Raw genomic sequence first — 21,597 nt, 5'->3', positions numbered from 1 at the left:
TCAGTCCGGCTCGGGCCCGGGGCCCGGCATCGCAGCCTTTTCTGTCACCAGGCTGACCTGGGCGCGACCGGCGGCCCGCGCGCGGTCGAGCGCCGCGGCGGCCGCATCGGCGAGCGCGTCGACGCTGTCGATGGCTTCGGGCCGCACGGCCTCGCCCTGCAAGGAGGCATCGAAGCAGGCGACGCCGGCGCTGCACGTGAGGTGGCGCGACACCGGCGACCCCTGGTGAGCAATGTCCAGCGCCTCGATCGCACCGAGCGCCGCGTTGGCCACATGCAAGGCGCCCTCGGCCGGCGTCTCGGGCAGGATCAGCGCGAACCGGTCGCGCTCGAGGCGGGCGACGAAATCACTGCCGCGGCGAACGCTGCGCCGCATGCTCTCGGCCACGGATGCGAGGCTGGCCTCGGCAGCCTTGCGATCGTAGAGGGCCTCGAAGGATTCGAAGAAGTCGACCTCGACCAGCACGAGCGAGAGCGGATGCCGCGACCGCCGGGCGCGCTGCCCTTCGCGCATCAGGTTCTCGAGATAGGCGGCTTCGTTGCCCACACCGGTGACGAGATCGACGCGCGACAGGCGGCGAAGGTCGTCCGCCAGTCGCTTGAGTTTGAGCTGAGTCTGCACGCGCGCCGTCACTTGCGCCGGATCGAAGGGCTTGCGGATGAAATCGACCGCGCCCATCTTGAGCACCGCGACCTCCAGTTCCGGCTCCTGGTGGCTGCTCACGAAGATGATCGGGATGTCGGCCAGTGCGGCATCGGCCTTGAGCGCCTCGCACACCTGCAGCCCGCTCATGTCGCCCATCTGCGCGTCGAGCAGGATCAGGTCGGGCGGCGCCTCCCGGCTGAGCCTCAGCGCGTCAGCGCCGCTGGTCGCGAAGCGCACGGTCGAGTAATCCGAAAGGATTCGGCTCAACATCTGGACGATGGCAGGGTCGTCGTCGACAAGAAGAAGGCTCGCCTCGATCGTTGATTTCTTCATCGGAGGCATTTTGCCGGAATCGATTTAGCGTGTTAACAATCCAGGCTCCAAGCCTCGGCAATGGGGCGCACCAACCGGTATTCCTGCACGGGAACCCTGTCGGGGACGACAGGCGCGCAGGTGGAGTTCAATGACAGGCAAATCATGGCTGCAGCCACCCATCGAGATCCCCTACACGACCGGGCCGATCCGGCGCCGGCCCTCTACGTGTGGATCGCACCCGATCCGGCCGTGCAGGCCGCCATCGACGCGCATCGTCGCGCGTGGTGGTGGCCCGAGGGCAGCCATCAGCCCAAGCCGCACCGGCTGCATCTGACCCTCTGTCCGCTCGGTGCGCGCAGCGACGCGGAGATCGAAGGCATCGACGAGGCCCTGCGCGGCGTGCGGCCAGACAGCTTCGAACTCGTGCTCGACCGATCCGGTGTCTGGACGCGCAACGGCGTGGCTGTCGTCCGTCCGCAGGCGCACCCGGGCCTGACGCAGCTGCACCATGCGATCGAGCGAGCGATCTTGCCGTGGACACGGCCCGTTCCGTGGGAGCCGCACATCACCATCGCCCGTCGCGCGCTGGGCGCGGGCGCGCAGCGCATGACGCCGATCCGCTGGCAGGTGCGGGAGTTCGTGCTCGTGCGGTCGTGGCTGCCTCCGCATCGGGTGTGGCATGAGGTGTTGGGGCGCCATCGGCTGGTGTGACGCAGAGCACGACGCGAAGAAGTCCACGAGGCCGCAAGACGCATCATGTCGGCGTGAGCACGAGATGGGGAAGCGCGTCGACGACAAATTGCCTGCTGTTGAATTCGCTGAGCGCGTGCTGATCGGGCTGCGGGTTGGGTCGCGACCACGCCGGACTGAACGCCAGCTTGCAGTTGTGATGAAGCGCCATCGACTTCATGACCGTTTCCACGATCGACGCCTGCCCTCTCTCGAAGGCGGAGGCGTGGGAAGACTTGTAGAGGATCCTCGCCAGCGGCTGCTTGAGGTGATCGATTCCGAAGCCGGGGTCCCCGTCGAGGGCAGACAGGACATCGGGCACGGTCGCCTCCTCCGCATCGACGTCCGAGCCGCGCGCATGAATGCAGCGCAGACGGGAGATGTCGATTTCTCCATCGGCCCTGGCAGACCATTTGAACGTGAAGAACGAAATACATTTCGACTCGGACAGGGGCAGCAGCCACCCCTTTCCCGATCGGCCGTCGGTCAGATCGTAGCTAAGGGCGGCGTTTTCCTTTCCGCTGAAAAATTTCGCAACCCTTCGATTGCCACCGGGTCTCTCTTTGCTCACCAGAAACTCGAAGAACGTCGGATCCGAATTGCGGAAGCAATACATATTCCATTCGAGTTCGACCATCGATTCGAATTTTCCCCGGACTTTCCCGGCCCATGCAGGCCAGCTGAGCACAGGGTCGTCCAGGCTGGTGTCCATGTCGTCGAGTCGAGCGCGCGCGGAACGGCAAATCCTTCGTCTCAGCATGGAACTTGGCCAGGCAGGCTGCCACTGTCGGTATCGTGTGGCTGCTTGTGACTCTTTGGAAAATGGCGTTGCCCAACAGACCGCCATACGAGGCGTTCGGGTCGTCGGGGTCTTGCGATTGACTGTTGATCCAGTGCGCGGCCTTGGAGATGACCCTCTGGAAGCCGTGCGCATCCGCATCGCGACATGCGATCGCTTTCGTCAACTCGACGGCCGCCTCTTCGCATTCGATCTTCAGCTCAGGCGGGAAGTCCCTCGTGATCCCGATCGCGTCGATCACCATGGCATGGACGCCCAGGAGCATCTGGCATTTCTGTTCGTGAAGATCATTCGCGACCTCTTTCAAGACTCCGGTCCAGTGGCTCTCGTCCGCAAAGTCCGGGGCTTCGCGATCTTGCTCGCTACCGACCGGTATTCGACATGGACTCGGAAAGCTCGAGCGAGGAGATACCTCCGGTGATGAATTCGGCGATGCAAATGGCGATCCAGTCATGGTGACTCGTGCTGTGGGAAACGCACTGTGTGACACTGATGGCGGATATGGTTCCATCCCGGTACACAGGGATCGCACGAAGGCCCTTCGATCGGTTCAGAGCCATCGGAGCAAAGAGTAGAATCCGCGCCTGCCGCGGGCGTAGTTCAATGGCAGAACGGCAGCTTCCCAAGCTTCATACGAGGGTTCGATTCCCTTCGCCCGCTCCAGGATCCCACCCACCGGCCCGCATCCGCGCAACGCGATGCAAATCCAACCGGCCCAGCCATGCGTATCTCTTGGGACGCACACGCCCGTGTGCCGCCAACCAAGGAGCGCACATGCCCCAGAACGCCGCCGCCATCCATTGGGTGGAGCAAGGCCTCGTGCCCGACCGCGTCGTGCGGATCGGCATCCGCCGCCTGCTCAAGGCGCGCCTGCTCGAACTGCACAGCGGCGACGCGGCCGCCGGCGCGAGGCTGACGCAGGAATTCGTCGACGCCCTGCGCCAGGCCGAGCTGGCGCCCCTTCCCGAGAAGGCCAATGAACAGCACTGCGAGGTGCCGGCCGCCTTCTTCGCCGCCATGCTCGGCGAGCACCTCAAGTACAGCAGTGGCTATTGGCCGGAGGGTGCAGCGACCTTGTCGCAGGCCGACCTCGAATTCGGCATCCGCGACGAAGCGGGCTGGAGCCGCGCTCGAGGCCTCGCGCCCGGCACGCTGGCTGGGCCGCCTCGCGCACATCGCGCACGCCAACACGCGCAAAGGAAGCCGGCAGAACATCGCCTTCCACTACGACCTGGGCAACGACTTCTATGGCCAGTGGCTGGACCCGGACCTGATCTATTCGAGTGCGCTCTATGCCGACGGCAATGAATCGCTCGAAGAAGCCCAGGTGGCGAAGCTGGACCGGATCATGGCTTTGCTCGAACCCGCGGACGACGCCTCGGTGCTGGAGATCGGCTGCGGCTGGGGCGCGCTCGCCCTGGCGCTGGCGGGGCGTCATCGCGCGCACGTCACGGGCCTCGCCTTGTCGACGCAGCAGCTCGCGCATGCGCGCGGGCGCGTCGCCGAACAGAAGCTGCAAGCGCAGGTCGATCTGCGGCTGCAGGACTATCGCGATGTCGAGGGGTGCTGCGACCGCATCATCTCCATCGAAATGCTCGAAGCCGTCGGCGAGCGCTACTGGCCGGTGTACTTCGAGACGCTGCGCCGGCGCCTGAAGCCCGGGGGCATCGCGGTGCTCCAGGTGATCACGATCGCCGACGCGCAATTCGACCACTACCGGCGCAATCCCGATTTCATCCAGCGCTACATCTTTCCGGGCGGCATGCTGCCCTCGCCGGCGGCGATGGCCGAGCAAGCGTCGCGCGCCGGCTTCACGATCGAGAAGTGCGATGCCTTCGGCGACAGCTATGCCAGGACGCCGGTCGAATGGCGCCGCCGCTTCCTGCGCGCCTGGCCACGCATCGAAGCCCTCGGCTTCGACACCTCGTTCCGTCGGCTCTGGGAGTACTGCCTGTGCTACTGCGAAGCGGGCTTTCGCGCCGGGCGTGTCGACGTGGGTCTCTACAGGCTCAGGTTGGCGTGAGCATCAGGTTGGGGAGCGCATTGGCGACGAATCGCTCCACGCTGAATTCCGCAAGCGCGTGCTGATCGGGCTGTGGGTCAGGGCGTGACCACGCTTCGCCGAAACCGAGTTGGAGATCGTGATGAAGGGCGATCGACTTCATGACCGCTTCCACGATGGAAGCTTGCCCTCTCAGAAAAGTCGAGGAATGGGAAAACGTGTAGAGAATCTTTGCAAGCGACCGCTTGAGATCATCGATTCCGAACGCTGGCGTCCAGTCGAGCGCGGACAGAACATAGGGCGATATCTCCTTGATCGCATCCACGTTCATTCCTTTTGGATGATCGCATTCCAGTTCGGAGATGGTGATATCCCCGGCGGGCGTGGCGGACCATTTGAATCTGTAGACGGAAATCTGATCGCAAGCCGGCACGGGGCCGAGCCATCCGCCTCCCGACTGACCTTCGGTCATGTCGTAGACGAGGTTCATCGTCTTGTCGTGGTCGAGAAACGCGGCGTACTTCCGATTGTTCTGCGACACCTGCCTGCTCACCAGAAACTCGAGGAAATTCGGGCTTGAATGGCGCGCGCAATACCTTCGCCATGCAGGCTGGGCGATGGAATCGAACTTCTCGTTCATCATTTTTTGCCACGAATCCCAATGGCGAGTCAAATCGCACATGTACTGACTTGTGTCGGCTTGCACCGCACCAAAATCGTATGAGTCCTCCGTGTCGGACATCACGGCAACGATCTGCCTGTCCAGCCCCGCGACATCGAACAAGGCGCGGAGAAATACCGTCGCGGCATCTTGGCGCAGGCTGTAGCTCAGATTGTTCGTGTCCTTCGAGAATCGGAGCAGGCATGCCTTCAATGTCGGGATCGTGCACTTGTCGATGACTGCATTGAAAATGGCGTGGCCCAGCTGCCCGCCATAGTCTGCCTTCTGCCCCTTCTCGTCTTGCGAGCGGCTGTTGAGCCATTGAGCCACTGAGGATGTGGCCTCCGCAAAACACTGGAGGGCGCTTTCCGGGTTGTCCACCGTTGCCGCCAGGGCATGGGCCGCTTTCCGGTATTCGACCCGCAGCGGTTCCGGGAAATTTTCCGCGGGTTTGATGATGTCCAGAACCATGTCGTGCACGCCCATCAGGACCTGGCATCTCTGCTCGTGAAATCTGCTCCTCACCTCATGCAGGGCGCTCTCCCAATGGGCTGGATTCAGGAATTCCCAATCCGCCTCGCCGCCTGGTTCGTTGGGGAAGGATTCAGCGCGCAGTTCACCGGGAGGTGTGCGCGCGGGAGACAGGCGCGCCATCAGATGCGATACGAACACGATGAGACCCTGGGTTGCTGGGATAACACCTGAGTGGCACCGACGACGACAAGGTTCCGTCGCGCGGCCGAGCCTACCTGATGCATGAACAACGCAATCAGGATGATGATGGGGATCGGCACGCCGAGGAACCACAGAAGCAATGAGCGCATGAGTTTCTCCGTTGGATAGGTTGAAGTTCAGAGGTCGCGGCGGCGGCCGCCGCAGGTCGCAGCGAGGCTGGCGACGAAGGCACCGATCAGCAGCGAGACGAAGAGCCACAGCGCGCCGTAGGCCGACGCCTTGCGTGCATCGTCGGCCGCGGCCTTGGCCTTGTCCGCGGCTTGCTTCAGCGTGGCCTGCGCGCGGGCATAGGTATCGGTCACGCGCTTTTCAGCGTCCTGCTGGCTCAGGCCTGTGCGCCGGGCGACGACCTGTCCGGCATAGTGCGTATCGTCGGGAGACAGGCTGCCGGTCCGAATGCCGTTGATGAAGATGCGGCCGACCTCCGCCTGGCTGGCGACGCCGGAACGATCGGCGCTGACCGTCGACGAATCCGTCTGCCCACCGGAGGACGCTGACGCGGCAACAGCAGGATCCTTGCGAAACAGCGAGTCGACCCCGTAGCCCATCGAGCCCATCGGCCCGGACGACGAAGCGCCGGCATCTGGCATCTCCGTAGATTGGGAGACGTGAAGATGCGTAGCGGCAAGCAGCGGCACCGTCGGTTGCCCGCCATTCGCCGGGTAGGCCACGCGCCCGACCCCGCGTCGACCGGGCGCCGGGACCTCCGGCAAGCGCAGCAACGCCCATTCGTGAAACACCGCGGATCCGGCTCAGCCGGTCCGCCGGTGTTGCCCCCGGCAGGGGGAAGGCGAAGCGACACGAAGTGCGCGCAGCCTGGGGGCGAGTCAAGCAATCGCGCGGATGACTCCGCCGTCGACCCGCAGCGCCGCACCGGTGGTGCCCGACGCCCGATCGCTGCACACGTAGACGATCATCGAGGCCACCTCGTCGGGTGTGGTGAAGCGCTGCAGCACCGACGACGGCCGCGCGGTGGCGAAGAACTCGCGCTCGACGGTGGCCGCATCGACGCCCTGCGCCTTCGCGAGGTCGGCGACGAAGCCGCCCACGCCCTCCGACGCGGTCGGCCCGGGCAGCACGCTGTTCACGGTGACGCCCGTGCCGGCCAGCGTCTCGGCCAGCCCGCGCGCGACGGCGAGCTGCGCCGTCTTGGTCATGCCGTAGTGGATCATCTCGGCCGGGATCTGCAGCGCCGACTCGCTCGAGACGAACACGATGCGCCCCCAGTCGCGCAGCCGCATGCCGGTGACGAAGTGACGCGACAGCCGGATGCCGCTGAGCACGTTGGTCTCGAAGAAGCGCAGCCAGTCCTCGTCCGGAATCAGCTCGAAGGGCTTGGGCTCGAAGATGCCCAGGTTGTTGACGAGGATGTCCACCTCGGCGATGCGCGTCGTCAGTGCGCGGCATCCCTCGGCGGTGGACAGGTCGAGCGCCACGCCCTCGATATCGGCATCGCGCTGGGCGGCACGAATGCTCGCGAGCGCCGCATCCACGCGCGCCTGCGTGCGGCCATTGACGATCACGTGCGCGCCCTCGGCGGCGAGCGCGCGCGCGACCGCGAGGCCGATGCCCGCGGTGGATCCGGTGACGAGGGCACGCTTGGCGTTGAGACCGAGATCCATGAAAGTTCCTTGCAGAGATGGATGCCGCATCGGGCTTCGTCGAAAGTATGCCCGGCGCTCGTTCCCCCCACGGCAGCCGGGGCATCGGCACGCTCACTTACAATCGAGCCCATGGGTTCCCAGGCTCCCGCTCTCCGACAACACCACGCCGCAACGCTCGCGGCGCGTGCGGATGCGCGCGGCCACGGGGCCGTACCGGCGCTTCGCCAGCCAGCCGCACTTTCCTCCGCCCGGCGATCCGCTTCTTCCTTCATTCTTTAGCGCACCATCGATCGCCGGGCCCGCCACCCGCGCATTGACGCGACCACCCCCGCCGCCGGCGGCACGGTCGCCATCGACTGGAGTGCTTCATGCCCGCAATCATTCACGGCGAGCGCACGCTCACCGAACTCGACCACGTCCGCCTGAGCAAGCTGCGGCAGGACGGCGAGGTCCCGCCCGAATTCGAAGACCTGCTGGACGCCACCGAGGTGGTGCGCTCGCGCGAGGTCGCACCCGACATCGTCACCATGAACTCGCAGGTACAGCTCACGGACCGCCACTCGGGGCAGCGCCAGCAGCTGACCCTGTGCTATCCCCGCGACGCCGCGCCGGGCGCGGGCCTGGTCTCGGTGCTGTCGCCGGTGGGCATGGCGCTCATCGGCCTCAGGCTCGGCGCGACCGCACGCTGGCAAACGCCGAGCGGCGAACAGGTCGACGCCGAGGTGGTCGGGATCCTGTACCAGCCGGAAGCCAGCGGCGACTACACGCGCTGAGCGCGCGTCGCCGGTGTCTTCGCGAGCGCGAGGAAGACGGTCCTTGGCATGGGCTGCCGGTCATGGCCATCCTGTTCGACAATGGGGCACCGGACAAAACTGAACACCATGGACCTGATGCCCTTGCAACTGCGCGCCATCCGCTACGAGGCGGACGGCATTCTTTCCTTCGAATTCCGCCATGCCGACGGCGCCGCGCTGCCGACCTTCACCGCCGGCTCGCACATCGACCTGCACCTGGGCAACGGCATGGTGCGCAGCTATTCGCTGTGCAATCCGCCGACCGAGACGCACCGCTACGTGGTCGGCGTCAACCGCGACCGCGCCAGCCGCGGCGGCTCCGCCTTCGTGCACCAGCAATTGCGCGCGGGCGACATGGTCACGGTGGCCACGCCGCGCAACAACTTCACGCTCGCCGAAGACGCGCCGCACAGCGTGCTGATTGCCGGCGGCATCGGCATCACGCCGCTGTGGTGCATGGTGCAGCGACTCGACAGCCTGGGCCGCAGCTGGGAGCTGCACTACTGCGCGCGCAGCCATGCGGGCGCCGCCTTCCTGTCCGACCTGCGCGCGCTGAAGGCCGGCTCGCCCCACGGCCAGCTGCATCTGCACTTCGACGACCGCATGCAGGGCCAGCTGCTCGATCTCCGACAAGTGGTCGCGACAGCTCGCGAAGGCAGCCACTTCTATTCCTGCGGGCCGCTGCCGATGCTGGCCGCCTTCGAGGATGCCACCGCGGGCCTGCCGCCGGCGCAGGTGCATGTCGAGTACTTCGCGGCCAAGGACGCGCCCTCCACCACCGGCGGCTTCCAGGTCGAACTCGCGCGCTCGGGCAAGGTGCTCGAGGTGCCACCCGGCAAGACCATCCTCGATGCGATGCTCGAAGCCGGCGTCGATGTGCCCTACTCCTGCCTCGAAGGCATCTGCGCGACTTGCGAGACGCGCGTGCTGGAAGGCGTGCCCGACCACCGCGATCTCGTGCTGAGCAAGGACGAGCAGGCCTCCAACACCGTCATGATGGTCTGCTGCTCGGGATCGAAGACGCCGAAGCTGGTGCTCGACCGCTGACGCGCGCCGCGGCGCCGTCAGCTCGACGAGCGCAGCGTCATCGGCGGCGGCGCCGCTTCCGTACTGAAGTCGGCCAGCAAGTCCTGCGATTCGTCGTCGAAGCCCGGCACCGGCTGGGCCTTGGCGAGTGCGAGCCAGACGGAGAAGGGCATGCGCGGCAGCGCACGATGCACGGCCGCGCGCGCGACCACGAGACGCTCGCCGCGCGCGATCAGCACGCCGCATTCGGACGGAATCTCCTCGGGCTCGCCGATCGGATGGCCCTTCGCATCGCAGCCCAGCACGTACCAGCATTCGCCGCCGAGATCGAGATAGGCCGCGCGCTTGTCGGGCTTGCGCAGGTCGCTCAGCAGATCGGCGCGATTCACCTTGACCTCGTGAACGATCGGCTGCGCATAGGCCTCGACGCTGGTGTTGCGGATCGAGAAGACATCGGGCCGCGCGATGCACCAGCGCGGCTTGCCGCCCTCGATCGCGGCCGGCAGCCGCGCGCGCAGGCCAAGGCCGCGCCAGGCCACGCGGCCGGCGCGCGTCATCTCGCGCGCGACCTGCTCGACCAGCGCCTCGTGGCGGGACAGCACGGCGCGGTTGACGACCAGCGTGCGCGCAATGTGCGCGATGCCGTCATCGGTCACGCGCAGGGTCTCGTGGCCATGGGCCGAACGCACGCGCGCCAGCAGGCCGGCGGCGAGCAGCTCGATCTCGATCGGATCGCCGCAGGGCCAGCCGGCCGAGCGGTAGATCTCGCGCAGCCTGCGCGCATGCAGGCGGCCGAGCGCCATCGCGCCGGGCGGCGGATCGGCGACAGGTGCCGGCGCGCCGGGCTCGGTGAGCGGCGGGTCGGAGGCGGGCGGATCGACGACGGGCGGCGGCGCAGGCGGCACGGTCGGCGGCATCGGCACGGGCAGGTCGGGTGCGGGAGGCGGCGGCCCGATGGGCTCGGCGCGCTGCGGGGCAAGTGCAGTCATCGCGCAAGGTTAGCGAAAAGGCGGGCCCATGGCGACCCGCTGCGCGGCTATTTGCGGCGTGCGAGCGGCGCCGCGCCGGCCCGGGCGCGCGATGTCGCCGGCCGGCGCACGGTGGCAGGCGCGGGCGCTGCTGCGCGCCTGCTTCCTGCATTCGCGGTGGTCTTTGCTTTCGCCTTCGCTTTCGTCTTCGCGGGCGCGACGGCGCGGGCCGCACCGCTGTCGCCGGCCCGCGCCGATTGCATGAAGCTGCTTTCGCTCGTGGTCACGCCGACGATCTTCGCGAGCTGCCGGCTCACGCTCACATACGCGTGGCCGATGCGGCTGTCGAAGTAGAGCGAATCGCCGCGCGCGAGGCGCACCACCTCGCCGTTGTCGAAGTGCACGTCGATCTCGCCCGACAGCACATAGGCGAACTCTTCGCCCGCATGCCGCGCAAAGTCCTCGGGTCCGTGGATGTGCCGCGCATGCACGGTGCCGACCACCGGGCTCATCTGCTTGCCGGCGACCTCGGTGCCGAGGAATTCGTAGGCAAAGGACAGGCCGCGGTACACCACGCCCTTGCCGGCGCGCGTGACCACCGGCCCGTCGAGCTGCGCCGGCTGGATGCCCGCACCCGCGAACATCGCGTTCATGTCCATCTGCAGCGCACGGCCCAGTGCCGCGAAGTTCTCGTAGCCGAGCGCGAGCTGGCCGCGCTCGGCGCGCGAGATGGTGGTGATGGAAACGCCCGAGAGCTCGGCCAGCCGGGCCAGCGTCCAGCCGAATTCCTTGCGCGCGGTGCGCAGGCGCTTGCCGAAGGTCTCGCGGTCGAGCATGTTGGGCTCGGCATCGCGACGTGCGACGGGATGTGCTTTCAAGCGGGCGGTCCTCGTGGGTTGTGGGCGGAATTCTGCCAGAGCATCGGCCGGTGCGGGCTCGGAAGTTGCGTATCCGCAAATTGCATGAACGCAAATTCCGACGATGCAACGGAGTGGGATTTACCCGTAGGGTCTGCACAAACTTTTGCGTATCCGCAAATCTCTCACTAAACTTCGCCGCATTCCGATTCATCCACGCACGATGACTTTCTCTTCTCCCGCGACGACGGCCGACTACCTCGTGATCGGCGGCGGCATTGCCGGCGCATCGGTCGCGCACTGGCTCGCGCCGCATGCACGCGTGATCGTGCTCGAACGCGAGGCGCAGCCCGGCTACCACTCGACCGGCCGCTCGGCCGCACTCTTCATGGAGAGCTACGGCACGCCGCAGGTGCGCGCGCTGACGATGGCGAGCCGTGCCTTCCTGCTGCATCCGCCGCCCGGTTTCGCCGAACAGCCGCTCTTGACGCCGCGCGGCGCGATGATGGTCGCGGGCCCCGGCCAGCTGCCGCAACTCGAGGCGCATTGGGAGATCCTGCGCGCCATGGCGCCGGGCGCACAGCGCCTGTCCGCCGACGAGGCGCACGCCCTGCTGCCGGTGCTGCGCCGCGAGCAGGTGCTGGGCGCGGTCTACGAGCCCGATGCCTTCGACATGGACGTGCACGCGATCCACCAGGGCTATCTGCGCGGCATGCGCCGCGCCGGCGGCATGCTGGTCTGCGATGCCGAGGTGAGCGCGATCGAGCGCAGGCCGCAAGGCTGGCGCGTGCAGGCCGGCGGCACCGCGTACGAAGCGCCGGTGGTGCTCAATGCCGCCGGCGCCTGGGTCGATGTCGTCGCCCGGCTGGCCGGCGTGCGGCCGATCGGCATCGAACCCCGCCGGCGCTCGGCCTTCGTCTTCGCACCGCCCGCGGACACCGACACGACGCACTGGCCGATGGCCTTCGGCGCCACCGAGGACTGGTACATCAAGCCCGACGCCGGCATGCTGCTCGGCTCGCCGGCCAACGCCGACCTCGTCGAGCCGCAGGACGTGCAACCCGAGGAGATGGACATCGCGCTCGCCATCGATCGCATCGAGACCGCGACCACGCTCGCGATCCGGCGGCCCATTCGCACCTGGGCCGGCCTGCGTTCCTTCGTCGCCGACGGCGATCTGGTCGGCGGCTTCGACGACGAGGCGCCCGGCTTCTTCTGGATCGCCGCGCAGGGCGGCTACGGCATCCAGACCTCGGCCTCGATGGGCGAGACCTGCGCCGCGCTCGCGCGCGGACTGCCGGTGCCCGCGCATGCGGCGTCTTTCGGCCTCACGGCCGCGATGCTCGGCCCCGCGCGGCTGCGGCGCGCCGGCGATGCGCAGGCCGCGGCGCCGAACTGAACCGTTTTTCTTCTTCATTCACAAGGAGTCCTCGCCGTGCGTGTCTTCAGCGGATCCCTCGCCACCGAAACCAACACCTTCGGCCCGATGCCGACCGGCCTCGCGTCCTTCAAGGACCGCGGCTACTACCCGGCCGGTCAGCATCCCGATCGCATGACCATGTTCTCCGGCCCGCTGTGGGCCGCACGCCTGCGCGGCAAGGAGCGCGGCTGGACGCTGATCGAGGGCATGGTGGCCGGCGCGCAGCCCAGCGGCACGACCACGCGCCAGGCCTACGAGATGCTGCGCGACGAACTGCTGGCCGACCTGCGCGCCGCGCTGCCGGTCGACATGGTGCTGCTCGGCCTGCACGGCGCGATGGTGGCCGACGGCTACGACGACTGCGAGGGCGACCTGTTGCAGCGCGTGCGCGCCATCGTCGGGCCGAAGGTGGTGGTCGGTGCCGAGCTCGATCCGCACAACCATATGACCGCCGAGATGACGGAGAGCGCCGACCTCCTGATCGCGTTCAAGGAATATCCGCACACCGACATCCTCGAACGCGGACTCGAGCTGGTGGACCTCTGCGCGGCGATGGTCGACAAGAAGATCAAGCCCGTGCACGCCGTGGTCGACACCGGCATGGTGGTGATCATGCACACCTCGCGCGAGCCGGCGCGCGGCTTCGTCGACCGCATCCAGGCGCTCGAAGGCAAGGACGGCGTGCTCTCGATCTCCATTTCGCATGGCTTCCCGTGGGGCGACGTGCCCGAGATGGGGACCAAGGTGCTGGTCTACACCGACGGCCGACAGGCCGAGGCCGACGCGCTCGCACGCAAGCTGGCCGACGAGCTGATCGGACTGCGCGATGCGCTCTCCGTGCGCTATCCCGGCATCGACACCTCGCTCGACCAGGCGCTGGCCTTCGATGGCGCGCCGGTGGTGCTGGCCGACGGCGCCGACAACCCGGGCGGCGGCGCGGCCGGGGATTCGACCTTCATGCTGCGCCGCATGGTCGAGCGCGGCATCGGCAACGCGGCGCTCGGCCCGGTGTGGGACCCGGGCGCGGCGCGCATGGCCTTCGAGGCCGGCGCGGGCGCGCGCCTCGCCTTGCGCATCGGCGGCAAGATCAGCCCGCTGTCGGGTGAGCCCATCGACCTCGAATGCACCGTCAAAGCGCTGTGTCCCGAGATGGTGATGACCGGCCTGGCGAACACGCCGATCGCGCTCGGCGACTGCGCGCTGGTCGAGGCCAAGGGGATCGAGATCGTGCTGACCACGCTGCGCAGCCAGGCGATGGGCACCGACCTCTTCACGCAGCTGGGTTGCGACCTGGCGGCGAAGAAGATCATCGTCGTCAAATCCTCGCAGCACTTCTACGCTTCCTTCTCCAAGGTCGCGAAGCATGTGATCTATGCCGGCGCGCCGGGCTCGGTCACGCTCGATCTGTCGACCCTGCCCTATCGCAAGGTGCGGCGGCCCAGGTGGCCGCTGGATGCCGCGGCCTGATCGCCGATCCGCTGTTCCCTGTTCCATTCGCCACCTCACCGGAGACCCGAAGATGAAACGACGCACGCTCGCCGCCCTCGCCACGCTGGGCGCCCTGCTCCTGGCCGGCGCCGGCCTTCCCGCTCTGGCGCAGACCAAGACGCTCAAGGTCGTCGCGCATGCCGACGTGAAGATCCTCGACCCGACTTTCACCACCGCCTACATCTCGCGCAACTTCGGCTACATGGTCTACGACACGCTGTTCGCAGAGGACGCGAGCGGCACGCCGAAGCCGCAGATGGTCGACAAGTACACGAGCTCGAAGGACGGCAAGCAGTGGAGCTTCACGCTGCGGCCCGGCCTCAAGTTCTCCGATGGGAGCGCGGTGACTTCGGCCGACGTGATCGCCTCGCTGCAGCGCTGGGGCGCGCGCGACAGCCTGGGCCGCGCGATGGGCACGGCCGGCGCCGAGTGGAAGGCGGTCGACGCCAACAGCTTCACGCTCACGCTCAAGGAACCCTTCGGCATGGTGCTCGACGCACTGGCCAAGCCCTCGGGCTATCCGCCCTTCATCCTGCCCGAGCGACTCGCCAAGATGCCGGCCACCTCGCCGCTGGCCGAGGTGCTCGGCTCCGGCCCCTACATCTTCAAGCGCGATGAGTGGGTGCCGGGCAACAAGGCGGTGTTCGTGCGCAACCCCCACTACGTGGCGCGCAGCGAGCCGCCGAGCGGCCTTTCGGGCAGCAAGAAGAGCCACTTCGACCGCGTCGAATGGCTCTACCTGCCCGACGCCAACAGCGCCGTCGCAGCGCTCAAGCGCGGCGAGGTCGACTACATCGAGCAACTGCCGCCCGACTACATCACGCCGCTGCGCACCGACCCGAACGTGAAGATCGGCAATGGCGGCGCGTACCAGGGCTTCCTGGTCTTCAACCAGTTGCATGCGCCCTTCGACAATCCGAAGGTTCGGCAGGCACTGCTGATGGCGGTGAGCCAGGAACGCTTCACGGCCGCGATGGGCTATCCGCTCGACATGCGCGTGACCTACTGCGCGACCTACTTCATCTGCGGCGGACCGAACGAGACCGATGCCGGTGCCGATCCCTACCGCAAGCCCGACATCGCGAAGGCCAAGAAGATGCTGGCCGATGCCGGCTACAAGGGCGAGAAGGTGGTGCTGCTGGTGCCGAGCGACATCACCTACCTCAATGCCGAGGCGCTGATGGCCGCGCAGACGATGCGCAGCATCGGCATGAACGTCGACATGCAGACCATGGACTGGGCCTCGATCGGCGCGCGCCGCGCCAAGCGCGATGCGCCCGAGGCCGGCGGCTGGAGCATGTATGTGACAGTGGCCGGTGAATTCGACGTCAACTCGCCGGTCACCAACGCCTACCTGAGCGCGGCCTGCGGCACCACCCTGCCCGGCTGGCCCTGCGACAAGCAGCTCGACGAACTGCGCAGCGCATGGATCAAGGAGACCGTGCCGGCCAGGCGAAAGGAGCTGCTCGATGCCTTCCAGAAGCGCGCCTACGAGGCCGTGCCCTACATCAACGCCGGCCAGTACTCGGCCGCTTTCGCTGCGCGCGCCGACCTGAAGGGCATCGACAAGCTGTGGGCCGGCATGCCCAACGTCTGGGTGCTCGACCGCTAGAAGCCCAAGGCTGCATCGCACATCCATGGGCTATCTCGCCAGACGCCTGCTCTCGACGCTCCCTGTGATGGCGGTGGTGGCGGTGGTGGTGTTCCTGCTGATCCATCTCTCGCCCGGCGATCCGGCCGCGCTGATCGCGGGCGACCTCGCCACCGTCGACGACATCGCCAAGCTGCGCACCGCGCTGGGCCTGGACCAGCCGCTCTGGCAGCAGTTCGTGCTCTGGCTCGGCAAGCTCGCGCGCGGCGACCTCGGCACCTCGATCTTCACGCAGGTGCCGGTGACGCATCTGCTCGCGCAGCGGCTGGAGCCGACGCTGTCGATCGCGCTGCTGACCATGCTGCTCACGCTCGTGGTCGCGGTGCCGCTCGGCACACTGGCGGCGCACCGCGCGGGCAGCTGGGTCGACCGGCTGGTGATGCTGTTTGCGGTGCTGGCGTTTTCGGTGCCGGTGTTCCTGGTCGGCTACCTGCTGGTCTATGCCTTCTCGATCCGGCTGCCGTGGTTTCCCGTGCAGGGCTACGTGCATTTCGCCGAGAGCCCGGGCGGCTGGCTGCGCAGCCTGGTGCTGCCTTGCGTGAACCTCGCGCTGGTCTACATCGCACTGGTCACCCGCATGACGCGCGCCACCGTGCTCGAAGTGCTGCACGAGGACTACATCCGCACCGCGCGCGCCAAGGGACTGGGCGTGCTGCCGGTGCTGGGCCACGCGCTGCGCAATGCGGCGATACCGATCGCGACCACGGTCGGCGTCGGCATCGCGCTCTTGATCGGCGGCGTGGTGGTGACCGAGACAGTGTTCGCCATTCCCGGCGTCGGCCGGCTGGTGATCGAGTCGGTGCAGCGGCATGACTATCCGGTGATCCAGAGCGTGCTGCTGATCTCGGCCGGGGTCTATGTGCTGATCAACCTCCTGATCGACCTCAGCTATCGGCTGTTCGATCCCCGAATCCAGTACTGACCATGTCCGCCACTCTCCCTGTGACCGATGCCGCGACAATGGCCGACGACACGCCCTTCGTGCCGCCGCGCTGGCGCTGGGTGCGCAAGAACCCGACGCTGATCATCGGTGCCCTGCTCCTGATCGCGGTCGCGCTGCTGTCCATCGGCGCGCCGTGGATCGCGACCCATGATCCGCAGGACATCGACCCGCTCGCGCGCATGCAGCCGGCCTCGGCCGAACACTGGTTCGGCACCGATGCGCTCGGGCGCGACGTGTTCAGCCGCGCCGTGTGGGGCGGGCGCGTGTCGATGGTGGTGGGCTTGTCGGTGGCGCTGCTGGCGACCGTGTTCGGCGTGCTGCTCGGGCTCACGGCCGGTTTCGTGCGCTGGACCGACGGCTTCATCATGCGCGTGATGGACGGCCTGATGGCGATCCCCGGCACGCTGCTCGCGATCGCGCTGATGGCGGTCACGCAGGCCAGCCTGACGACCGTGATCGTCGCGATCACGGTGCCCGAGGTGCCGCGCGTCGCACGGCTGGTGCGCTCGCTCGCGCTGACCTTGCGCGAGCAGCTGTACGTCGAGGCCGCGCATGCGGTCGGCACACGGCTGCCGGTGATCCTGCTGCGCCACGTGCTGCCCAACATCGTCGCGCCGCTGGTGGTGCAGGCCACCTTCGTCGCCGCGTCCGCAGTGCTGACCGAGGCCGTGCTGTCCTTCCTCGGCGTCGGCGTGCCGGCACAGACGCCGAGCTGGGGCAACATGATGGCCGAGGGCCGCAACTTCGTCGCCGTGGCCTTCCACATCATCCTCTACCCGGGCATCCTGCTGGCGCTCACGGTGCTGGCGATCAATCTGCTGGGCGACGGGCTGCGCGATGCGCTGGACCCCAGGCTCGCGAGGCAGCTATGACGCAGCCGCTGTCGCGCATCGCGCTGGCCCCCGGCGAACCCCTGCTCGAAGTGCGCGAGCTGCGCACGCACTTCGACACGCTCGCGGGCACGGTGCGCTCGGTCGATGGCGTGTCCCTCACCGTGTGCGCCGGCCGCACGCTGGGCGTGGTCGGCGAATCGGGCTGCGGCAAGAGCGTCACCGCGCTGTCGATCCTGCGCCTCGTGCCCTCGCCACCGGCGCGCGTGAGCGGCACGGTGCGCCTGCGCGGCACCGAGCTGCTGCAGCTGAGCGAGCGCGAGATGCGGCAGATCCGCGGCAACCGCATCTCGATGATCTTCCAGGAGCCGATGACCTCGCTGAACCCGGTGCTGAGCATCGGCCGGCAGATCGCCGAGACGGTGCAGTTGCACCAGAAGGCGAGCCGCGCCGAAGCGTTGAAGCGCGCGGTCGAAATGCTGCGCGTGGTCCAGATCCCCGAGCCCGAGCGGCGCGTCAACGAATACCCGCACCAGCTCTCCGGCGGCATGCGGCAGCGCGTGATGATCGCGCTGGCCCTGGCCTGCAACCCGGAGGTGCTGATCGCCGACGAACCCACCACCGCGCTCGACGTCACGATTCAGGCGCAGATCCTCGACCTCATCAAGCGGCTGCAGAAGGAGCTCGGCATGGGCGTGGTGATGATCACGCATGACCTCGGCGTGGTGGCCGAGAGCTGCGACCGCGTGATCGTGATGTATGCGGGCCGCAAGGTCGAGGAGGCGGACGTGGTCGACCTGTTCGACCGGCCGCTGCATCCCTACACGCGCGCGCTGATGGCCTCGATGCCGTCGATGAACGGCAGCGGCACGCGGCTTGCGGAGATTCCGGGCCTCGTGCCCGCGCCGCACGAACTCGGCCGCGGCTGCGCCTTCGCGGCGCGCTGCCCGCATGCGGATGCGCGCTGCATGGCCGAGACGCCGCGGCTCGTCGCGCGCGGCGGCGACCACACGGCGGCCTGCTTCGCGGTCGAGGAAGGCCGCGTCGACTGGGCGCAGGAGGCTGTCGCATGAATGCCGACGTCCTGCTGAAGGTCGAGCAGCTCCGCAAGCACTACGTCTCGCCACAGCGCTGGCTGTCGAAGCCCAAGCCGCCGGTGCAGGCGGTCGACGATGTCTCCTTCACCGTGGCGCGCGGCGAGACGCTGGCGCTGGTCGGCGAATCGGGCTGCGGCAAGACCACGACCGCGAAGTCGGTGATGCGGCTGGTCGAGCCCACCTCGGGCTCGGTGAAGCTCGACGGCGAAGAGCTGGTGGGACTCTCGCCCGGCGAGATGCGCCTGCGCCGGCGCGAGTTGCAGATCATCTTCCAGGATCCGTATGCGTCATTGAACCCGCGCCTGTCGGCCGGCGACATCGTGGCCGAGCCGCTGAAGAATTTCGGCATGCGCTCGGGTGCCGAACGCCGCGAGCGTGTGCAATGGCTGTTCGCCAAGGTGGGCCTCAGGCCCGAGGCCGCGAAGAAGTACCCGCACGAGTTCTCGGGCGGCCAGCGGCAACGGCTGGGCATTGCGCGCGCGCTCGCACTCAGTCCGAAGCTGATCGTCTGCGACGAGCCGGTGTCGGCGCTCGACGTGTCGGTGCAGGCGCAGGTCGTCAACCTGCTGATGGACCTGCAGGCCGAGCTCGGCATCGCCTACCTCTTCGTCGCGCATGACCTCGCGGTGGTGCGCCACATCAGCCATCGCGTGGCCGTGATGTACCTCGGCCGCATCGTCGAAGTGGCGGACCGCGACACGCTGTTCTCGGCACCGCGCCATCCGTACACCGAGATCCTGCTGTCGGCCGTGCCGGTGCCGAATCCGCGCACGCCCGCGAAACGCATCCTGCTGCAGGGCGATCCGCCGAGCCCGGCGAATCCGCCCTCGGGCTGCCGCTTCCACACGCGCTGCCCGCTGGCGCAGGCCGTGTGCAAGGAGCAGACGCCGGCGTTGACCGAGCGGCCTTCGGGTTCCGTCGGCGGCCAGTGGGTGGCATGCCATTTCCGCTAGAAACAACGAAAGGATTCCCATGTCCGACACCTCGCACTTCGATCTCCTGATCCGCGGCGGCACCGTGATCGACGGCACCAAGGCGCCGCGCTTCGATGCCGATGTCGGCGTCATCGATGGGCGCATCGCCGCGATCGGTGATCTGTCGCATGGCTCGGCTGCGCAAACGCTCGACGCCACCGGCCGCATCGTCGCGCCCGGCTTCATCGACTCGCACACGCACGACGACCAGGCCGTTCTGTCGCAGGCCGCGATGCCGTTCAAGATCTCGCAGGGCGTGACCACCGTGATCGCGGGCAACTGCGGCATCAGCGCCGCGCCGCTGCGCGCGGACATGGACCTGCCGATGCCGCTGAGCCTGATCGACTCGCCACCCGAAGGCCGCTTCACCACCTTCGCGGCGTACCTCGATGCGCTGCGCGCCACGCCCTCGTCGGTCAACGTCGCGGCGATGGTCGGGCACTCGACCTTGCGCGCGGTCACCATGTCCGACCTCGACCGCCCCGCCAACGATCAGGAGATCGCGGCCATGCAGGCGCTGGTGGAGGAAGCGATGCAGGCCGGCGCGATCGGCATGTCCACCGGTACCTTCTATCCGCCCGCGGTGAAGGCGACGACCGGGGAGATCATCGAAGTCGGCCGGCCACTCAGCGCCCGCCGCGCGCTCTACGTGACGCACATGCGCGACGAGGCCGACAAGGTGATGGACGCGCTCGAAGAGACCTTCCGCATCGGCCGCGAGCTCGACATTCCGGTGGTCGTGTCGCACCACAAGGTCCAGAACACGTCCAACTTCGGCCGCTCGAAGACCACCCTGCCCTTCATCCGCGAGACCATGAAGCACCAGTGCGTCTCGCTCGACTGCTATCCCTACACCGCAGGCTCGACCATGATCCGCACCGACCGCGGCATGCTCGAAGGCCGCGTGCTGATCGCCGACAGCCAGCCGCATCCCGAGTGCGCGGGGCGCGACCTCGACGACATCGCCAGGGAATGGGGCGTCGCGAAGGACGAGGCCGCGCGCCGCCTGCAGCCCGGCAGCGCGATCTACTTCCTGATGGACGAGAACGACGTGCAGCGCATCCTCGCCTTCGACGAAACCATGATCGGCTCGGACGGCATTCCGGTCGGCGAGAGCCCGCATCCACGCCTGTGGGGCACCTTCCCGCGCGTGCTCGGCCACTACAGCCGCGACGTCGGCCTGTTCCCGCTGGAGACCGCGGTGTGGAAGATGAGCGGGCTCACCGCGCGCAACTTCGGCCTGCACGGGCGCGGCACGCTGAAGGTGGGCCACCATGCCGACATCGTCGTGTTCGACGCCGCGACCGTGCGCGACGCGGCCAGCTACAGGACGCCGACGCTGCCGGCCGAAGGCATCGACTGCGTGATCGTCAACGGCACCGTCACCTGGCGGCACGGCGCGCACAGCGGCGCGCGCAACGGGCAGGTGATCGTGCGCCGGGACGGGGCGCAGCCGAGGGCGCACTGAGCAAAGGGCACGAGAATGGGCGTGCCGCATCGGCGGCCCCCCCATGACCACCAGCACCACCATCCAGTCCCGGCGCAAGATCATCGTCATCGTCCTGCTGTGCCTGGCCGCGGCCGGTGCCGTCGTGCGCCAGTTCGCCGAGCCCGGCACGCTGCGCAACATCGGCACGCTGATGATGCTGCTGTGGCTGCCGGTCATCGGCAACATCATCAGCTGGCTGGTGGCGCGGATCCGGCGCCCGCCGGCACTTGGCGCCGCGAGCTTCGAGGCGGGCGCGCCGTTCCAGCCGCACGCGCTGGTCGAGCTCACGCTGCGCACGCCGATGCTGCCCTCCGAGGACACGCCGATCCTCGCGGGCGAACATCGCTGCGCGCTGGTGCTCGACAACGAGGGCTTCTCGGCGCGCTGGTTCGTGGCCCCCGGCGAGACCTTCCGGCGCGGCGTGGCACAGACGCTGGAAGTCGAGTTCCTGGCGCCGGCGCTGGCGCTGGCGCGCTTCCAGCCCGGCGCGGCGTTCCGGATGCTGGTCGGCGAATCGTTCGTGGGCGATGGCCGCGTGCTGCGGGTGCTGGCGCCGGCCTGAAGGCCTGC

General features: G+C 67.9%; 22 protein-coding genes and 1 tRNA gene. 15 read left to right on the top strand and 8 right to left on the bottom strand.

The features are described from left to right. Positions 1-978, bottom strand: a complete 978-nt coding sequence (locus WDLP6_RS11120) for a GGDEF domain-containing response regulator (RefSeq protein ID WP_162592384.1) — start codon at positions 976-978, stop codon at positions 1-3. Positions 979-1,122: 144 nt separating this feature from the next. Here WDLP6_RS11120 and WDLP6_RS11115 point away from each other — a divergent pair, with 144 nt between their 5' ends. After that, the gene (locus WDLP6_RS11115) at positions 1,123-1,671 is read left to right on the top strand and encodes a 2'-5' RNA ligase family protein (RefSeq protein ID WP_232077031.1); all 549 of its coding nucleotides are present in this window, start codon (positions 1,123-1,125) and stop codon (positions 1,669-1,671) included. Between the two features lie 43 nt (positions 1,672-1,714). On the opposite strand, the gene WDLP6_RS11110 is transcribed toward WDLP6_RS11115, so the two are convergent. After that, positions 1,715-2,401: a hypothetical protein gene (locus WDLP6_RS11110; RefSeq protein WP_162592382.1), complete on the bottom strand. Its 687-nt coding sequence runs from the start codon at positions 2,399-2,401 to the stop codon at positions 1,715-1,717. A gap of 214 nt (positions 2,402-2,615) precedes the next feature. On the opposite strand from WDLP6_RS11110, the gene WDLP6_RS11105 reads away from it, so the two are divergent. The 3 genes from WDLP6_RS11105 to WDLP6_RS11095 all read left to right on the top strand — a co-directional run bounded on the left by WDLP6_RS11105 (position 2,616) and on the right by WDLP6_RS11095 (position 4,511). Next, on the top strand, positions 2,616-2,909 hold the full coding sequence (locus WDLP6_RS11105) for a hypothetical protein (RefSeq protein ID WP_162592381.1): 294 nt from the start codon (positions 2,616-2,618) through the stop codon (positions 2,907-2,909). 168 nt (positions 2,910-3,077) lie between these two features. After that, positions 3,078-3,151, top strand: a tRNA-Gly gene (locus WDLP6_RS11100). 400 nt (positions 3,152-3,551) lie between these two features. Continuing rightward, the gene (locus WDLP6_RS11095; RefSeq protein WP_232077030.1) at positions 3,552-4,511 is read left to right on the top strand and encodes an SAM-dependent methyltransferase; all 960 of its coding nucleotides are present in this window, start codon (positions 3,552-3,554) and stop codon (positions 4,509-4,511) included. Here WDLP6_RS11095 and WDLP6_RS11090 read toward each other — a convergent pair. The 4 genes from WDLP6_RS11090 to WDLP6_RS11080 form a co-directional block, all read right to left on the bottom strand. Continuing rightward, positions 4,498-5,823, bottom strand: coding sequence for a hypothetical protein (locus WDLP6_RS11090; protein ID WP_162592380.1), 1,326 nt, complete (start codon positions 5,821-5,823; stop codon positions 4,498-4,500). The two genes, WDLP6_RS11095 and WDLP6_RS11090, sit on opposite strands and share 14 nt — an antisense overlap. Continuing rightward, on the bottom strand, positions 5,805-5,975 hold the full coding sequence (locus WDLP6_RS35050) for a hypothetical protein (RefSeq protein WP_232077029.1): 171 nt from the start codon (positions 5,973-5,975) through the stop codon (positions 5,805-5,807). The genes WDLP6_RS11090 and WDLP6_RS35050 overlap by 19 nt, the downstream gene beginning before the upstream one ends. A gap of 27 nt (positions 5,976-6,002) precedes the next feature. Then, positions 6,003-6,476: a hypothetical protein gene (locus tag WDLP6_RS11085; protein WP_162592379.1), complete on the bottom strand. Its 474-nt coding sequence runs from the start codon at positions 6,474-6,476 to the stop codon at positions 6,003-6,005. A gap of 237 nt (positions 6,477-6,713) precedes the next feature. Next, complete coding sequence (locus WDLP6_RS11080) at positions 6,714-7,508, bottom strand: SDR family NAD(P)-dependent oxidoreductase (RefSeq protein ID WP_162592378.1); 795 nt, start codon at positions 7,506-7,508, stop codon at positions 6,714-6,716. Positions 7,509-7,858: 350 nt separating this feature from the next. Between WDLP6_RS11080 and WDLP6_RS11075 the strand changes: the two genes are divergently transcribed. Further along, on the top strand, positions 7,859-8,263 hold the full coding sequence (locus WDLP6_RS11075; RefSeq protein WP_162567050.1) for a GreA/GreB family elongation factor: 405 nt from the start codon (positions 7,859-7,861) through the stop codon (positions 8,261-8,263). A 108-nt stretch (positions 8,264-8,371) separates the two neighbouring features. Next, positions 8,372-9,331 (top strand): PDR/VanB family oxidoreductase, encoded by a 960-nt coding sequence (locus WDLP6_RS11070; protein ID WP_162592377.1) that lies wholly within the window; start codon positions 8,372-8,374, stop codon positions 9,329-9,331. 17 nt (positions 9,332-9,348) lie between these two features. Here the strand turns inward: WDLP6_RS11070 and WDLP6_RS11065 are convergent, their stop codons facing one another. Next, positions 9,349-10,299: a hypothetical protein gene (locus WDLP6_RS11065; protein WP_162592376.1), complete on the bottom strand. Its 951-nt coding sequence runs from the start codon at positions 10,297-10,299 to the stop codon at positions 9,349-9,351. Between the two features lie 47 nt (positions 10,300-10,346). Continuing rightward, a complete protein-coding gene (locus WDLP6_RS11060) occupies positions 10,347-11,114 on the bottom strand; it encodes a helix-turn-helix domain-containing protein (protein ID WP_162595054.1) in 768 nt (255 codons plus the stop codon). A 244-nt stretch (positions 11,115-11,358) separates the two neighbouring features. On the opposite strand from WDLP6_RS11060, the gene WDLP6_RS11055 reads away from it, so the two are divergent. The 9 genes from WDLP6_RS11055 to WDLP6_RS11015 are packed head-to-tail and all read left to right on the top strand — an operon-like array spanning position 11,359 to position 21,589. Further along, positions 11,359-12,534, top strand: coding sequence for an NAD(P)/FAD-dependent oxidoreductase (locus WDLP6_RS11055; protein WP_162592375.1), 1,176 nt, complete (start codon positions 11,359-11,361; stop codon positions 12,532-12,534). Between the two features lie 36 nt (positions 12,535-12,570). After that, positions 12,571-14,022 (top strand): M81 family metallopeptidase, encoded by a 1,452-nt coding sequence (locus tag WDLP6_RS11050; RefSeq protein ID WP_162592374.1) that lies wholly within the window; start codon positions 12,571-12,573, stop codon positions 14,020-14,022. A gap of 52 nt (positions 14,023-14,074) precedes the next feature. Continuing rightward, positions 14,075-15,655: an ABC transporter substrate-binding protein gene (locus WDLP6_RS11045; RefSeq protein WP_162592373.1), complete on the top strand. Its 1,581-nt coding sequence runs from the start codon at positions 14,075-14,077 to the stop codon at positions 15,653-15,655. A 25-nt stretch (positions 15,656-15,680) separates the two neighbouring features. Further along, entirely contained in the window at positions 15,681-16,616 is a 936-nt protein-coding gene (locus tag WDLP6_RS11040) for an ABC transporter permease (protein WP_162592372.1), read from the top strand. A gap of 2 nt (positions 16,617-16,618) precedes the next feature. Continuing rightward, positions 16,619-17,509, top strand: coding sequence for an ABC transporter permease (locus WDLP6_RS11035; RefSeq protein WP_162592371.1), 891 nt, complete (start codon positions 16,619-16,621; stop codon positions 17,507-17,509). Continuing rightward, positions 17,506-18,540 carry an ABC transporter ATP-binding protein gene (locus WDLP6_RS11030; protein WP_162592370.1) on the top strand — a complete coding sequence of 345 codons (1,035 nt, stop codon included), beginning with the start codon at positions 17,506-17,508 and terminating at the stop codon, positions 18,538-18,540. The genes WDLP6_RS11035 and WDLP6_RS11030 overlap by 4 nt, the downstream gene beginning before the upstream one ends. Further along, the gene (locus WDLP6_RS11025; protein ID WP_162592369.1) at positions 18,537-19,517 is read left to right on the top strand and encodes an ABC transporter ATP-binding protein; all 981 of its coding nucleotides are present in this window, start codon (positions 18,537-18,539) and stop codon (positions 19,515-19,517) included. Before WDLP6_RS11030 ends, WDLP6_RS11025 begins: the two co-directional genes overlap by 4 nt. A 19-nt stretch (positions 19,518-19,536) precedes the next feature. Next, positions 19,537-21,006 (top strand): N-acyl-D-amino-acid deacylase family protein, encoded by a 1,470-nt coding sequence (locus tag WDLP6_RS11020; RefSeq protein ID WP_162592368.1) that lies wholly within the window; start codon positions 19,537-19,539, stop codon positions 21,004-21,006. A 43-nt stretch (positions 21,007-21,049) separates the two neighbouring features. Further along, entirely contained in the window at positions 21,050-21,589 is a 540-nt protein-coding gene (locus WDLP6_RS11015; RefSeq protein WP_162592367.1) for a hypothetical protein, read from the top strand. Positions 21,590-21,597 lie beyond the last annotated feature (8 nt).

It is taken from the genome of Variovorax sp. PBL-E5, assembly GCF_901827185.1.
In the GTDB taxonomy this organism is placed as follows: domain Bacteria; phylum Pseudomonadota; class Gammaproteobacteria; order Burkholderiales; family Burkholderiaceae_C; genus Variovorax.
This window is presented reverse-complemented; position numbering and strand designations above follow the sequence as displayed.